The 15,226-nt window shown below is 33.9% G+C and carries 19 protein-coding genes; 3 read left to right on the forward strand and 16 right to left on the reverse strand.

Annotated features, from left to right (window positions below; all coding sequences use genetic code 11):
- Nucleotides 1-98 precede the first annotated feature (98 nt).
- Nucleotides 99-545 (forward strand): hypothetical protein, encoded by a 447-nt coding sequence (locus NLJ00_RS14000; protein ID WP_053473527.1) that lies wholly within the window; start codon nucleotides 99-101, stop codon nucleotides 543-545.
- A 124-nt stretch (nucleotides 546-669) separates the two neighbouring features.
- Here the strand turns inward: NLJ00_RS14000 and NLJ00_RS14005 are convergent, their stop codons facing one another.
- From NLJ00_RS14005 to NLJ00_RS14025, 5 genes are all read right to left on the reverse strand, one after another.
- Nucleotides 670-1,248, reverse strand: coding sequence for a PhnA domain-containing protein (locus NLJ00_RS14005; protein WP_256634189.1), 579 nt, complete (start codon nucleotides 1,246-1,248; stop codon nucleotides 670-672).
- A 99-nt stretch (nucleotides 1,249-1,347) separates the two neighbouring features.
- Nucleotides 1,348-1,998 (reverse strand): hypothetical protein, encoded by a 651-nt coding sequence (locus NLJ00_RS14010; protein WP_256634190.1) that lies wholly within the window; start codon nucleotides 1,996-1,998, stop codon nucleotides 1,348-1,350.
- A 15-nt stretch (nucleotides 1,999-2,013) separates the two neighbouring features.
- On the reverse strand, nucleotides 2,014-2,472 hold the full coding sequence (gene coaD, locus NLJ00_RS14015) for a pantetheine-phosphate adenylyltransferase (protein ID WP_057122611.1): 459 nt from the start codon (nucleotides 2,470-2,472) through the stop codon (nucleotides 2,014-2,016).
- Nucleotides 2,473-2,585: 113 nt separating this feature from the next.
- Nucleotides 2,586-3,278 (reverse strand): DUF421 domain-containing protein, encoded by a 693-nt coding sequence (locus tag NLJ00_RS14020; RefSeq protein WP_053473524.1) that lies wholly within the window; start codon nucleotides 3,276-3,278, stop codon nucleotides 2,586-2,588.
- Nucleotides 3,279-3,431: 153 nt separating this feature from the next.
- Nucleotides 3,432-4,403 carry a D-alanine--D-alanine ligase gene (locus NLJ00_RS14025; RefSeq protein ID WP_256634191.1) on the reverse strand — a complete coding sequence of 324 codons (972 nt, stop codon included), beginning with the start codon at nucleotides 4,401-4,403 and terminating at the stop codon, nucleotides 3,432-3,434.
- Between the two features lie 249 nt (nucleotides 4,404-4,652).
- Here NLJ00_RS14025 and NLJ00_RS14030 point away from each other — a divergent pair, with 249 nt between their 5' ends.
- Nucleotides 4,653-5,273, forward strand: coding sequence for a PASTA domain-containing protein (locus NLJ00_RS14030; RefSeq protein ID WP_053473522.1), 621 nt, complete (start codon nucleotides 4,653-4,655; stop codon nucleotides 5,271-5,273).
- Nucleotides 5,263-6,309 (forward strand): RluA family pseudouridine synthase, encoded by a 1,047-nt coding sequence (locus NLJ00_RS14035; RefSeq protein WP_256634192.1) that lies wholly within the window; start codon nucleotides 5,263-5,265, stop codon nucleotides 6,307-6,309. Before NLJ00_RS14030 ends, NLJ00_RS14035 begins: the two co-directional genes overlap by 11 nt.
- A 223-nt stretch (nucleotides 6,310-6,532) precedes the next feature.
- Here NLJ00_RS14035 and NLJ00_RS14040 read toward each other — a convergent pair whose 3' ends face one another.
- From NLJ00_RS14040 to NLJ00_RS14090, 11 genes are all read right to left on the reverse strand, one after another.
- Entirely contained in the window at nucleotides 6,533-7,774 is a 1,242-nt protein-coding gene (locus tag NLJ00_RS14040) for an ATP-binding cassette domain-containing protein (RefSeq protein WP_256634193.1), read from the reverse strand.
- Between the two features lie 103 nt (nucleotides 7,775-7,877).
- Nucleotides 7,878-8,729, reverse strand: a complete 852-nt coding sequence (locus NLJ00_RS14045; protein ID WP_256634194.1) for a sulfurtransferase — start codon at nucleotides 8,727-8,729, stop codon at nucleotides 7,878-7,880.
- A gap of 11 nt (nucleotides 8,730-8,740) precedes the next feature.
- Nucleotides 8,741-9,592 carry a ThuA domain-containing protein gene (locus tag NLJ00_RS14050; protein WP_256634195.1) on the reverse strand — a complete coding sequence of 284 codons (852 nt, stop codon included), beginning with the start codon at nucleotides 9,590-9,592 and terminating at the stop codon, nucleotides 8,741-8,743.
- A 13-nt stretch (nucleotides 9,593-9,605) separates the two neighbouring features.
- Nucleotides 9,606-9,995 carry a DUF1398 domain-containing protein gene (locus tag NLJ00_RS14055; RefSeq protein WP_256634196.1) on the reverse strand — a complete coding sequence of 130 codons (390 nt, stop codon included), beginning with the start codon at nucleotides 9,993-9,995 and terminating at the stop codon, nucleotides 9,606-9,608.
- A gap of 165 nt (nucleotides 9,996-10,160) precedes the next feature.
- Nucleotides 10,161-11,150, reverse strand: coding sequence for an alpha/beta fold hydrolase (locus NLJ00_RS14060; protein ID WP_256634197.1), 990 nt, complete (start codon nucleotides 11,148-11,150; stop codon nucleotides 10,161-10,163).
- Between the two features lie 107 nt (nucleotides 11,151-11,257).
- Nucleotides 11,258-12,094 (reverse strand): mechanosensitive ion channel family protein, encoded by an 837-nt coding sequence (locus NLJ00_RS14065; RefSeq protein ID WP_053473516.1) that lies wholly within the window; start codon nucleotides 12,092-12,094, stop codon nucleotides 11,258-11,260.
- Nucleotides 12,095-12,113: 19 nt separating this feature from the next.
- Complete coding sequence (locus NLJ00_RS14070; RefSeq protein WP_053473515.1) at nucleotides 12,114-12,512, reverse strand: hypothetical protein; 399 nt, start codon at nucleotides 12,510-12,512, stop codon at nucleotides 12,114-12,116.
- 12 nt (nucleotides 12,513-12,524) lie between these two features.
- Nucleotides 12,525-12,962: an acyl-CoA thioesterase gene (locus tag NLJ00_RS14075; protein WP_073409155.1), complete on the reverse strand. Its 438-nt coding sequence runs from the start codon at nucleotides 12,960-12,962 to the stop codon at nucleotides 12,525-12,527.
- Between the two features lie 126 nt (nucleotides 12,963-13,088).
- Nucleotides 13,089-14,321 (reverse strand): RNA polymerase sigma factor, encoded by a 1,233-nt coding sequence (locus NLJ00_RS14080; protein ID WP_256634198.1) that lies wholly within the window; start codon nucleotides 14,319-14,321, stop codon nucleotides 13,089-13,091.
- A gap of 47 nt (nucleotides 14,322-14,368) precedes the next feature.
- Nucleotides 14,369-14,716 carry a YciI family protein gene (locus tag NLJ00_RS14085; protein WP_180857589.1) on the reverse strand — a complete coding sequence of 116 codons (348 nt, stop codon included), beginning with the start codon at nucleotides 14,714-14,716 and terminating at the stop codon, nucleotides 14,369-14,371.
- A gap of 47 nt (nucleotides 14,717-14,763) precedes the next feature.
- The gene (locus NLJ00_RS14090; protein WP_180857590.1) at nucleotides 14,764-15,216 is read right to left on the reverse strand and encodes a carboxymuconolactone decarboxylase family protein; all 453 of its coding nucleotides are present in this window, start codon (nucleotides 15,214-15,216) and stop codon (nucleotides 14,764-14,766) included.
- Nucleotides 15,217-15,226 lie beyond the last annotated feature (10 nt).

The following is a 15,226-nucleotide window of genomic DNA, read 5'->3' on the forward strand; positions in this document are numbered from 1 at the left end:
TTAACAATTTTGTGTTAAAAAAATAATGAATTGATAGCTGTTTTTTCAATATTTCTGTGTTTTTTTGTTGCAGTAAAATTGTAAACCCCAAATCCACTATGAAAAAGATTATTACCATTGCCATTTTGTTCTTTAGTTTTGTTTCGTTTGCACAAATTAAAGTTATTGAAACAGTTCCTGTAGAGAAATTAGGAAAAGTAAATAACAACTACATTCAGAAAATTGGAGACGAGTATACTGTGTACTACACAAGTATTTTAAACGATGATGATTCTTCTCCGTTAAGAAAATTTTCTTTTAAAAACGTTAATAATGATTATACTAACCTATATAACATTATTATTGGCGGTTTTACAGCGAGTCCGTTATATGACATTAAATTAGAGTTACCAAACAACTATATTTGGTTACACTACACAGGAAATGTTGTTCCAGACAAAGCTACAGTTCAATTTATGGTTTCTAGCAAAGATAGAGATGCAGCGACAAACAGCGTTTCTGAGCCATTAGTTAAAGATCAAATCAGCAAATTATTCCAAAAATAATTTGTTGTTAAAAACAATATATTGAAAAAGGCCGTTCAGTTTTTGAACGGCCTTTTTTAGTTTACAGTTTGCGGTCTCAGTTTACAGTTTTACTTGACTGAAAACTGCGACTGCGACTGAAGACTTATATCTTTTTCACGTACTGTGTAATAATAACAATTTGCTGTCCATCGACTTTTCCTTCGATATATTCAGCGTTTTCATGATCTAGGCGAATGTTTCTTACGGCAGTTCCTTGTTTGGCTACCATACTTGATCCTTTTACTTTAAGATCTTTAATTAATACAACCGAATCTCCGTGCTGTAAAACAACGCCGTTACTATCGCGGTGAACGAGTTTATTTTCATCATCTTCGCCTTCGTCAGTTGCTTGTGCCCACGCCAGTGTATCTTCATCTAAATACATCATATCCAGTAATTCCTGAGGCCAGCCGGCAGAACGTAAACGGCTTAACATTCTCCAGGCAACAACTTGTACCGGAACATTTTCATTCCACATACTGTCGTTAAGACATCTCCAGTGATTTAAATCGACATTATCAGGATTTTCAATTTGGTCAATACAGGTGTTACAAGCTAATATAGCTTCATCAATACCGCCTTTTTGAGTTGGTAATACTTGATATACTTTTAGGTTTTCTTCGGCGCCGCAAAGTTCACATTTAGATCCGCTTCGTTTGCTTAATTCTCTTTCGATGCTCATTATTTATTGTTTGTTTTAAAAATGCGAAATTACTTATAATTTGCTTCGTTTGCAAGTTTATGGATTTTGATGTTTTTTATTAAAATGATTTAGAATATTTTATTTCAGGAGGTAATATAATAACCATAGAATAGAAAAGATTATTCCAATTATTAAGATTCTGTTTCCATGTTTTCGGTCTTCTTTTGAATAAGTATAAACTCGATTTCCGTTTGGAAGTGTTTTTTTATAAGTTAATAGATGCCAACCAATAAATAATGCCCATATTCCTCCAAAAAATGCAGAAATATATCCCAAGATTAAAAAACCTTTATGATTTTCTTCTGGTTTAGATAATTCTAATATTCTTTGTTCTTCAATCTTTTTAATTCTTTCTTCGCTAACATCTATGCCTTTTTCTTTCAGGAGTTTTTTTGCAAGAGTAACATCAAATTTGTTCCATTCGTCACTTTTTGAAACTACCTCTATTAATTCCTCGTCTGAAAAAGTAAAAAGATAATAGTCTTTTTCAATTTCATTTATCTCTTTTTCAGATTTTTTAAGTAATATTTCGTTGGCTTTTTTAAAGTCTTCTTTCTTAATTTTTAAACAATACTCCGTACCAAAACCATTATTTGCAAAAGTGGGATCAAAACTTAATGAGTTATTTTCTAAAAGATATTCAATATTCGTTTCTTTTAATATTTGCCCAAGTTCTTCCGCAGAATGTTTATCGTTGAATTTTTCAAAAGTTATAAATTCTTCTGTCATAAATGTATTTCTTCTTTATTTCTGTACCCTAACCGCATCCGGAACCAATAATTCATATTCACCGCCATTTCGCAATACATCACGAACGATACTTGAACTGATATAAGACGTTTTTGCTGCAGTCAATAAAAACACTGTTTCGATTTTAGAAAGGCGTCTGTTCGTGTGTGCAATAGCTTTTTCAAATTCGAAATCGGCAGGGTTGCGCAAGCCTCTTAAAATGAAATTGGCTTTTAGTTTTTTGGCTAGATCTATGGTCAATCCTTCATAAGTGATTACTGAAATCTTTGGTTCGTCTTTAAAGGTTTCTTCAATAAAGCGTTTTCTTTCTTCTAGTGAAAACATGTATTTTTTTTCGGCGTTGACACCAATGGCAATTACGATTTCATCAAATAAAGAAATCCCTCTTTTGATAATATCTTCGTGTCCAAGTGTTATAGGGTCAAAAGAGCCCGGAAATATTGCTTTTCTCATTTTTTTGAGGTTCTAAGGTTCAAAGTTGCAAAGGTTCAAAGTTTTTAATAATTGTGTTGAAGCTTTGCTTTGGAATTTGGAATTTATCCCGAAACTTCGGGATTGGAATTTATTTACGTTATTCTAAGTGTTTTTATTGCAGAAACCCATTCATCTTTTTTACAGATTTCGCAGTTTGTGGTTCCTTTTTTAACTTCTTGTGTATGACCGCAGAAAGTGCAGGCGTAAATTCCGTCTGTTGAAATTATTTTACTTTTTTTATTGAACAAAGCTGGTAAAATAGGTAAACCGTATTTTACATCTTTTTCTTCATAGAAAAATACACTTATTTCGCCGCTTGGCTCAATAAAGGCATGTTTTACCTGTCCTAAATGTTCGATTGATTTTACGCGAAGTTCTGAGAAAAATTCGTCTTGTGCCAAAGTTTCTTTTTTAAAACTCGTTATAGAAAATTTTCCATCGTTAATTAAGCATTCGGTTTTGCCTTCTATAAACTCTTCAAATTTTTTGCTTTTTCCGGTAAGCCATGTTACAGAACGATAGAGAATGATAATTACCAAAAATACGATGGCTGCAGGAGCAATTCCAACATCTTCATAAAACATTGGGTCGCCGGCAGCAGAACCTAATGCAATGATAATTACGGTTTCGAAAATCGATAATTGTTTTACACCTCTTTTACCGGCCAGTTTTAACGTTAGCAGTAAAATAGTAAACATTACTGTTGAACGAAATATTACTTCCAAAAGGAAAACTTGTGGCAGTTCATTAAAAAATAGTCTATTCCATTCGAAGATTTCTTTCATTTTTTTAGGTGCTAAGGTTCTGAGATTCTAAGTTACTAAGTTTTTTGGAGATTTCTTGAGAAGGACTTCGACTTCGCTCAGTCTGACAGTTGTATAAATTAAAAAATAAAGGTGCTAAGATCTTAGAAACTTAGCACCTTAGTATCTTAGGAACTATGCCAAAGCTAACTCAATCGCATTTGTAAATAATTCTTCCAGAGAAATTCCGGCTGCTTTTGCTTGCTGCGGAATCAAACTTTCGGTTGTTAAACCCGGAATTGTGTTCATTTCCAGCATGTATGGTTCGTTGTCTACAATGATGAATTCGCTTCTTGAAAATCCTTTCATTTTTAAAACTTCGTAAGCACGTTTTGCTGTTTCTCCCACTTTTTTTGTCAACTCGTCAGAGATTCTGGCTGGTGTGATTTCTTGTGATTTTCCTTCGTATTTAGCTTCGTAATCGAAGAAATCATTGTCTGATACAATTTCGGTAATTGGTAAAACGATAACTTCTCCTTTGTAATTAATTACGCCTACAGAAACTTCAGTTCCGTCAAGGAAACTTTCAATAATAATTTCGTTGTCTTCTTTATACGCTACTTCAATTGCGATAGGAAGTTCAGCTTCGCTTTTTACTTTTGAAATTCCAAAACTTGAACCCGCTTTGTTTGGTTTTACGAAACATGGCAGGCCAACTTTTTTAACGATTTCAGCTGTATTGATTTCGTCACCTTTATTTAAGTAATAAGAAATAGCGGTTTTGATTCCGTATGGTTTTAAAACAGATAATAAATCTCTTTTATTGAAAGTCAATGCCGATTGGTAATAATCGCAAGATGATTGCGGAATGCCTAATAATTCAAAATAAGCCTGCATTAATCCATCTTCGCCCGGAGTTCCGTGAATGGCGTTGAAAACACAGTCAAATGTGATTTTTTCTCCATTTACCGTAACAGAAAAATCATTTCTGTCAATTGGGAATTCGGCGTCGTTTGCGTCTACATAAACCCATTTTTCTTTGAAGATATGAATTCGGAATCCGTTGTATTTTGTTTTGTCAAGATATTGGTAAACAACGTTTCCGCTGATAAGCGAGATTTTGTATTCGCTTGAATATCCGCCCATGATGATGGCAATGTTTTTCATTTATATGTTTTGTTTTATATTTTGTTTCAGGTTTTCTTTGTTTCAGGTTTCAGGTTTTTTGCCACGAATTTCACGAATTTTCATGAATTATTTTTTTCAAATCTGTTTACATCTGTAAAATCCGTGTGCCAACTACATCCAGCATTCACTAGGGTTATCTGCCTAATTGAGGAGTTTATTGTTTTAAACAAAATTATCATTTTTTTTGAAATGAAATACTTTATCTTTGCGACAACTAAAAATAAATTTATGAGTTTACGTAAGTATTTAACTAGCCGAGTGTTTTTCTTGCAGGTATTAAGTGCGGCTGCTATTGTTGCGGTTTTGGTTTATTTGTTTATGCATTGGTTGACTTTTACAACTGATCACGGACACGAAATTGCTGTTCCTAATTTAGCCAGGCTGACTGAAGAACAAGTTGAAGAAAAACTGGACGAGCTGGACTTAGATTATGTGCTTTTGGATAGTGTTGATTACCGAAGTGAATTTCCGAAATATAGTGTTGTAGAGCAGGATCCGCTGCCGGGAACTAAAGTTAAAGTAGGAAGAAAAATATATATTAAAATTAATTCTTCGGGATTTTCGTCTGTGAAAATTCCTGATTTAATTGAAAAAACATATCGTGAAGCGGTACCAACTTTAAAAGCTTTAGGACTTGAGCCGGGAACAATTACTTATATTCCGAATCTTGGAAAAGATATGGTTTTGGAAATGCGTTTAAAAGGCAGAAATTTAAAAGTAGGAGACCGTGTTTTGAAAGCGTCTAAAATTGATTTGGTTTTAGGTGACGGAAAAGCGAGTTATGTAGATGACAGTCAGGCAGCAGATAGTACAGCAGTGCCTGAAGAAACCCCAAAAGATGAACAATAATATTGAAGAAAATTTAGATCTGGAAGACGAATTATTCGAACATTACAGATTTGAAGTACCAAAAGGTCAGGCGTTTTTACGTATTGATAAATATTTGCTGAATTTGATTCAGAATGCTACGCGTAACAAAATTCAGAACGCAGCATCTGACGGAAATATTTTTGTAAATGATATTCCGGTAAAATCAAACTATAAAGTAAAACCTTTTGATGTGATTACGGTTATGTTATCGCATCCGCCGTATGAAAACCATATTCTGCCGGAAGATCTTCCGATTAATATTGTGTATGAAGATGACGCCTTTTTATTAATCAATAAAGAGCCGGGAATGGTGGTGCATCCGGGTCACGGAAATTATACGGGAACTCTTGTAAATGCTTTGGCACATCATTTTGATAATCTGCCAATGAACAGCAGTGAGCGTCCTGGTTTAGTGCATAGAATTGATAAAGATACTTCTGGACTTTTGGTTGTTGCCAAAACAGAAGCGGCAATGACGCATTTGGCAAAACAATTTGAAGCTAAAACTACAGAACGTGAATATATTGCCCTTGTGTGGGGAAATGTTGCTGCAGAAAGCGGAACAATTGAAGGAAACCTTGCCAGACATTTAAAAGACCGCATGCAAATGGCGGTTTTTGCTGATCCAGAAATAGGTAAACCGGCAATTACACATTATAAAGTTTTAGAGCGTTTTGGTTATGTGACTTTGATTTCCTGCAAACTGGAAACTGGAAGAACACACCAAATTCGTGCGCACATGAAACATATCGGACATCCGTTATTTAATGACGAACGTTACGGCGGACATTTGATTTTAAAAGGAACTACGTTTACAAAATACAAACAGTTTATAGAGAATTGTTTTAAAGCATTGCCGCGTCAGGCGCTGCATGCTAAAACGCTTGGATTCGTTCACCCAAATACGGGCGAAATGATGCGTTTTGATACAGAGTTACCGCAGGATTTTCAGGATTGTATTGAAAAATGGCGCACGTATGTGAAGTCACATAATACGGAAGATGAGGAGAATTAATTAGATAATTTGTCAATTAGAAAATTAGATAATTTCTTTAGCGAAAATAAATAAAAAGCTCCTTTTGGGAGCTTTTTTGTTTTGCTATAATTTTATATCGTTCCAATTTTCTGTAGAGGCGCACTGCAGTGCGTCTAACGTATTGTGGATATTCGTTGCGGAGACGCACTGCAGTGCGCCTCTACATATATACTTTGTGCTATAATGCTATTGGCAATCTTTTTTAATTTAATTCTGAATGATATTTTATTTTGCCGATTGATCCCGTTGGGTTTGTTAGAAGTTCGAAAACAGAAGTAGGAGCGAGGCCTTGTTCGATTCGGTGAGAAACGTATAAAATTGTAACGTTTGTTTCTTGTTTTATGGTGTTGATAAGCTGAATTACCAAATCTACATTTTCGTCGTCCAGACCTTCTACAGGTTCGTCTAAAATTAATAAAGGCGGATGTTTTAAAACGGCACGAACAATCAAAGCTACTCTTTGCTGACCGATAGAAAGATCAATGAAACGTTTTTTTCTTAAATGCGTCATTTCGATAACTTCAAGCCATTGCGAAACAATTTGTTTTTGATGCGTTGTTGGCTCGATATAAAGCCCGATGGAATCGAAAAAACCGGAGAGAATCATTTCTTCCAAAGTGTGTCCTTTTTGAAATAAATCCGTCATTGACGTTGTGAAGATTCCGATTTGTTTTTTAATGTCCCAAACGCTTTCTCCGCTTCCTTTTTTTGTTCCGAATAAATATAAATCCTGACCAAATCCTTTTGGATTATCGCCTGTAATTAAAGATAAAATCGTGCTTTTTCCGGAACCGTTCGGGCCAATTAACTGCCAGAATTCGCCTTGTTTAATAGTCCATGAAATGTTGTCAAGAATTTTTCTTTCGTCATAACTAACCGAAACATTTTCCAGTTTTATTAATACACTTTCGTGGAAAAAATGCGGTTCAATTGCTTTTGGAATTGCCGCTGTATTTAAAGTTTTAAAATGACTTTCGGTTTTTGAAATGGGATGTAATTCAAATTTATTATCGTTTATCTGTGCTTTATTTGGAACAAACGCCAAAACATCAACAACACGATTTAGCAGCTGTATAATAGCGATTTCGGTAGTTAAATCTTTTAACGAATCGGCTAAAATTACTCTCGAAGCCTGATCCAAATGATCAAACGGATTATCGAAAATGATAAAATCCGGTTTTTGATTAATGCAGTATTTTAAAAATTCTTTTTTACGTTCTCCAGATGAAAATGTGCGTAATTGTCTGTGTGATTCAGGAGATGCTTCTACGCTGTCGTATTGGTATTCTTTTTCGATGAATTTTTCAATTGCAATGTCTGAGAATAAAATCCCTTTTTGAGTATTAAAAACGGCTAATTCTCCTTTTGCTTCTCCGTTAAGTAAACTGTCTATGAATGCTTTTTTATTTACCTGATTAGATAAAAGTATATCCCAATGTTGCATTGTGGTATTTTGTTTATTGATTGTATTATTTTTTTGCCACAGATTGCACAGATTTAAATGATTAATCTTTTTAATCCTTTTAATCTGTGGCAAAAAAAATAATTTATTCTGATTGTTTAGTTGCCATTTCGCGGTCATTTCTTGACCATTCGCTCCAGGAACCTACGTAAAGTTTTGGAATTTCAATTCCTGCATAATTCAAAGCTAATAAAGTATGACAAGCCGTAACGCCCGAACCGCAATGAACAATTACATTTTCTGACGTTTTATTATTTAAAACTTCAGTATATTTTTCAGCTAAAACTTGAGGAGATTTGAAAAGCCCGTTTTCGTCCAGATTTTCACTAAACGGAACATTTACCGCTCCGGGAATATGTCCGGCGATTAAATCTAAAGGTTCTGTAAGCCCATCAAAACGATTTTTATCCCTTACATCGATTACGATATTTTCGCTGTTATTTCGGGCTTTTTCGACTTCTTCAATAGCAGCCGTTTTTAAATTCCATTTTGAAATTGGATAATTTTCTGTTTTTTCAAAATTTTCTATTTCTGAACTTATAGGAAAACCAGCTTTTATAGCTTCTTGTAAACCTCCATTTAAAACCTGAACTTTTTCATGATTTACGGCTTTTAGCATCCACCAAAATCTCGCAGCGGCATTTGAGCCATTTTTATCATCATAAATGACAACATGAGTTTCTGGTGAAATTCCTGTTTTTGAAAGTACTTCTGAAAATTTTTCTAAAGATGGAAGCGGATGTCTTCCACCATTTTTCGGATTGCAGTCGACTGTTGCTAAATCTTTGTTTAAATCGACATAACGAGCACCTTTTAAATGTTCTGCCTTGAAGTTTTCCTCTGCATTAATTCCTGCTCTGGCATCGATTAAAATAATTTCTGAGGAATTAAGTTTTACTAATTCTTCAGCGTTTATAATGGGTGAAAGTTTAGACATTTTTAATCCATTTATTTTTTAGAAGTTCCTAACCAAAGCAATGCATCAAGAATGAATTTGCTTTCGTTTTTATTTTCAAAAGTGTACGAAAGCGTTTTGTTGGTTCCGCCTTCATAATCAATATCATTATGTCCCATATTGACATACAGCATTTTGTAGTTTTTGTTTGTCCAAACTACTGGGTAATAACCTTCATGCCAAATTTCATGCGCTTTTGGTCCGGTTCCTAAAGGAAAACTGCTTTCGTCAATTGCAAGAAGAATTTTTATGTCCGGATTTTTTCTAAGATCCTTGCTCCATCTGTACCATTCGTTTGGTGCAGACGTAAATGTTTTAGGCAGATTTTTGACTGCCGGATGCTGGTTTTCAACTCTTAAAACTGCCGATGTCGGGCGCCATGTATTACTTCCGTATTCTCCCGAACCTAAAAAGGTATTATGATACCAATCCCAATTTTGAGGATAACTCGAATTGTTTAAAGCAAAGGCCGAAAAATGAAATCCCATGAAACCGCCGCCGTTTTCCATATATTTTTGAAAAGCTTCACGCTGTTCTGGAGTTTCTGGCCTTGTATCTAAAAATAAAACAACTTGATAATTGGCTAAAAATTTTGCGTTTAGATTGTTCCAGTTATCTGTAGAGTCGTAAACAAAATGATTTTCTTCGGCTGCTTTTGGGAACCATTTATTAGCTTCATGCACAAAACTGATGTGTGCCTGATCGTTTTTTGCGGTGTAAAAAGCAATTACTTTAAACTTTGATTTTTCTTTTTTATGCTGAGAAAAGCCTGAAAAACTTGCTAAAAAAAGCAATACTAAAACAGCTTTTTTAATCAGCGAATAAATTGGATTTAAATTTGCCATCGATTTTTTTAGATTAACCTGGAATTTTTTCAATTAAAATTTCGTTTTCTGCGCTGTCAAAATAAGTGCAGGTCATTTCGATAATATCAACTCTCCATTTTGCAATTCCACATTGTCCGGCATGATTACAAAAAGTAAGGTAATCTGTTTCTCCTTGCTGGTGTTTTACCAAAAACTCGATAAAAAGCTCTTTGTTTACACTTACGGCAATTGAAATTGGATTGTATTTTTCATCAGATGTAACAGAATAACCATTAACACCATAATATTCAACGTGTCCGTCATTCACAAAAGTGTCATAACCTTTTACGCCCAGAATAATTAAGTCTTGTATATAATTTGGAAAATCGGCGCCGCTTTTTACTTTAGCATGTGCTTCTTTGATTTGGTCTATTGTAAACATATTATTTAATTTTTAGATTATTAGATAGTTATTGTCTGCCACGAATTACACTAATTTTCACGAATTTTTTATTTACGCTGCGCTCAAATTAATTAGTGTAAATTAGTGAAATTCGTGGCGAATAAAAATATAATTTGTGGCAAACCAAAAATATATTAAAATATATTATTTCAAAAATACGATTAATGGTTTTATAAATTGATCGAAAGATTCTATGTGTGGTAAATGTCCGGTATTTGGAACTTCAACCAATTTTGAATTCGGAATTGCTTTTTGAGTTTTTTTACCAAGCTCAGCATAATTTCCCATTGTTTTCCGAATTTCTTCAGAAACTAAAGGTTTTCCTATTGCAGTTTTATCTCTTGTTCCGATGATTAAAAGCGTCGGGCTTTTGATGTTTTTGAATTCGTATAAAACAGGCTGTGTAAAAATCATATCGTACATTAAAGCAGAGTTCCAGGCCACTTTATTATAATCCGGAGCAGAAGTCCAGCCGGCAGAAAGTTCGGCCCATTTTTGATAATCGGGATTCCATTTTCCGTCGTAATAATTTTCCATTTGGTATTTTTTGATAGCCTGATAATTTTGTTTTAATTCAGATTCATACCACCAATCGACTGGTTTGTAAGGAACGACAAGTTTCCAGTCTTCTAAACCAATTGGGTTTTCGAGAACTAATTTTTCGGCAGTTTCAGGATACATCAAAGTAAATCTTGTAGCTAACATTCCGCCCATAGAATGTCCTACAATCGTTGTTTTTGTAATGCCTAAATGATCCAGTAATTTCTTGGTATTTTCGGCAAATTGCTGAAATGAGTATTGATAATTTTCTGGTTTTGATGATTTCCCAAAACCAATCTGATCCGGAACAATAACTCGGAAACCTGCTGCCGTCAAAGCTTTTATTGTAGTTTCCCAATAAGCGCCGTTGAAATTTTTTCCGTGAAGTAAAACAATGTTTTTGTTATTGTAGTTGTCTGGTTTAATATCCATATACGCCATTTTTAAATTTTGGCGCTGATTATTCAATTCTAAAAACTGAATTGGAAACGGATAGTCATAATTGCTTAAATTGATATCTAAGGCCTTTATTTTTTCTTCTTGCGAAAAACAAAATAAGGGTAATACTAATATGATGAGTTTTATAATTTTCATTCTGATGCATTTTTATTAAGAATTATAAATTTACCGCTATGCATTTTGAAAAGCAAAAATTAAAGTCTTAAAATTATCAGAAAAAAGAGAGAAGTGTCGTTTATAAACTATTTTTTAAGTGTTACAACTCTTTGCGGATACGGAATATCAATTTCTGCTTCGTCAAAACGTTTTTTGATACTTTGCAGTAAATCGCAATACATTACAAAACCGTCTGTAGAGTTTTTTGCCCAAGCCCAGGCTTTTAATGTTACGCTAGAATCGGCCAAAGCGACAACTCTTGCTACGACCAAAGGCGTTTTTTGTTTTTTATTTTCGGCGGTTCTGGTGTCAATAAAAAGCGGATGTTTGGCAATTTCATCCTGCATTATTTCTAATGCTTTTTCAACATTTGATTCGTATCCAATTCCTATTTCGATTATTTTACAGCATTTGGTATCGTGCATATTGGTATTGACAATAATCTGATTGCTGATAACGGAGTTTGGAATTATAATTCTGTTGTTTTCTGCATCTTTTAAAACAACTTGTCTCAAATTGATGTCTTCAACTGTGCCGACAAAATTATTTATGGTGATTTTATCATTGATTCTGAAAGGTTTAAAAATCACCAGAAATATTCCGCTCACAATATTACTCAAAGCCTGTTGCGAAGCTAAACCTGCAACTAGAGAAATTACGCCGGCACCAGCTAAAAAGGAATGCCCGATGATTTTAAATTCAGGAATTTGAATTAAGGCAAAAGCAAATCCCAAAATATAAATTACAGTAATAATAAAATGTTTTAGAAACTTAAATCCGGTTACATCATATTCCTTATCGCTTAATTTTCGGTATAAAAAATAACGAAGTACTTTGTCTGTTATGGAACCTAAAATTATGGTTGTGATGGCTATAATAGCAATAAAAATTCCTATTCTAAAGTCTTTTAAGTAATCGATCATAGCTTTGAGAATTTTTGTATTAATGTAAAATTACAGATTCGATTAACCATTTTTTGTCTACTTTTTTCAGGTTAAATTCTATTGGCATAGCAATATCCTGATTTGGAGAAACAACTATTTGGGCAGTCGAATCTGTAATTTCTTTTTCGAAATATTGAGCGTCTTTTTCTTTATCCAGAAATCTTGCTTTTTGATCATCCGGAATACTTTTTTCCATCTTTTTAAGGGTTTCTAAATTCATTAAATTCTCTTTATTAAGAATCACGAATTCTTTCGCAGCTTTAAAATCAAAATGATTTGTTGCAGCTAAATAAGCCGTAACAGTTTCTTTTGGAGTTGCGATTTCCTTTTTGGATTTATGCGATTCACAGCTTGTAAAAACAGCCAGAAAAATTAAAAACGCTATAGAATATTTCATTTGTTTTGTGTTTTACAATCCAACAAAATCATCACTTTTTGGGAAAATACTTAATGCCTGAATTGCAATTTCGGGAGTTGGAGAAGCCAGTTTTCTAAGTTTGGTATCCATCCATGCACCGTCGACTGTAATGGTGGCGCAAAGTGTGTCATCTTCTCGTCTAAATTCGTGAATAATGGACCAGCGCGAAGCATCTGCTTTCATTTTTGATGTTTTGGTATGAATAAATATTTTGTCTGAAAGTTTTAATTCTTTTCTAAAAACACATTCTTCTCTAAATAAAACCGGACCAAAACCCTGCGTTTGCATTACTTTTAATGTCAAGCCAAGTTCTTCGAGAATTTCGATACGATGCTGTGCACCAAAATCGTAATAAGCACTATGACGAACGTGAAAATTTGGGTCAAGATCTGACCAGCGAAAAGAGATTTCTTTAATAAATGAAGCCATTTTTGTATTTGTAATTTAATAATTTTTTAAATGCTGTACTGAAATTGTTTTTTGAACATACATTTTAAGAAATCTAAATTACAAATAAAAACTGAATGGAACTGAGAAAGTAAATTTGAGATTAATCTATATTTTGAGTATATCGATGTTTTGTTTTATGATGTTTTTATCAGAAACGGAACTGGCAAGCTGCAAAGCTTTTTCGAAATGTTCGAGTGCTTTTTTATTGTCAATATGTGTATATAAGTTCCCTAATAAAGAGTAATAAAAATGATTATCGATTAATTGTAATTTCTCTGCTTCAATAATGGCAGTCTGTTTTCCGTTTGTTTTGGCTAAGGCAAATGTGCGGTTGAGCGCTGCAATTGGCGAATATTCGAGAATTAATAATTGGTTATAAAGTTGTAATATGTTTTCCCATTTTTGGGCAGAATCTTCTTTTTGAGTATGCCAATACGCGATTCCGGCTTCAAGATGGTATTTCGTAAGTGTATTTCCGGTTGATGCTTTACCGAGAAAATAAGTGCCTTTTTCTATAAGTTCCTGATTCCAGAGTGTTTCATCCTGATTTTGATATAAAACCGTTTCTCCATCGCTGTTTGTTCTGGCATCAAATCTTGAAGAATGAAAACACATTAAGGAAAGTAATGCGTTTACTGGTGGCAGGTTTGTTGAAGGATTTTCGATTAATAAAAAAGTCAATCGCATGGCTTCGGCACAAACGTCTTTTCTTAAAATTGTATTTTGTGAAGTCGAATAATAACCTTCTGAAAATAATAAATACAGGGTTGTTAAGACATTTTCGAGTCTGTTGTTTATTTCAGAATTGCTGGGCTGCTCAATTTTTACATTGGCTTCTTTCAGTTTTTCTTTGGCGCGGTTAATTCTTTTGTAAATGACTTCTTTATTGGTTAAAAATCCGTCTGCAATTTCCTGAATTCCAAATCCGCATAATAGGTTGAGTGCCAATGCAATTTGGGCTTCGGCAGAATTTATGGGATCGCAAACTGTAAAAATCATGGCTAACTGACTGTCAAAGATATTTTTATTGGATAAATCAATTTCAATTTCTTCAGACTTATTAGCATTGTGTTTTACTTCGACCGCAATTTTTTGTTCGAAGAGTGTATCACGTTTTAAGTAATTTTTTGTTTTGTTTTTTGCAACGGTATAAAGCCATGCCGTTGGGTTTTCCGGAATTCCTTTTAAACTCCATAATTCTGTTGCGGCGAGAAAAGTATCGCTGGTAATATCTTCGGCGATTTCGATATTTTCAATTCCGAATAAATAACAGAGTACCGAAACTATTTTTCGGTACTCTGTTCTAAATAAATTCGGTAAAAGCTGACTTTCTTCCATTTTATAAAATTCCTTTTTAAAAGGATAAGAAGTTATTTTTAAGATTATTATGCTCCGGTTACGGCCATTCTAATTTCTACATTTCCGCCCAATTCTAAAATCGGACATCCGTTTGCAATACTTACAGCTTCATCATAATCTGCCGCTTTTATCATAATCAAACCGCCAATTGCTTCTTTAATTTCTGCATACGGTCCGTTGATTACACTTTTGTTCGATTTTACAATTTTACCTTCGCCATCCCAGCGTTGTAAAGGTTTTGCAAGCTTATCCTGAGCCGCAATTCCGCCCAGCCAATCCTGCCAAAGTTTAAGTGAATCCTGCAATTCCTGCGGAGAAGGCTGCGTTTCTTTAGTGATATAATCTCTTCTAAATATTAATACAAATTCGTTCATGATATTATTTTTTTAATTTCAATATTTTTATGCGATAATTATTTTGATTAACCGAACTGTCCAACTTTGTAAGTTCCCGGTTCGTTAGGAAATGCAAGGTTGATGCGGTTCCAAGTGTTAATGTTTGTAATTGCCAAGGTTAAATCAATTAATTCCTGTTCGTTAAATTCGCTTGCAGCTTCTTTATAAACAGAATCTGGCACGTCGCATTTTGTTACAGCTTCGGCCCAGGCAAAAGCAGCTCTTTCGCGATTTGTGTAATATGAGGTTTCTCTCCATGCACTTAATCCGTATAAACGTTGTTCTGTTTCTCCTTTATGGCGTGCATCTTTATAATGCATATCTAAGCAATAAGCACAGCTGTTAATCTGTGAAACCCTAAATAAAACTAATTCTAAAAGAGCTGATTCTAAAGTTGATTTTTTTAAATAGCCACCAATTCCGTAAAGTGTTTTTAATGCGTCTTGTCCTTTTTCGTGAATGTTAATTCTTGTTTCCATTTTGTATAAA

The organism is Flavobacterium panici, from assembly GCF_024499525.1.
Classification (GTDB): domain Bacteria; phylum Bacteroidota; class Bacteroidia; order Flavobacteriales; family Flavobacteriaceae; genus Flavobacterium; species Flavobacterium panici.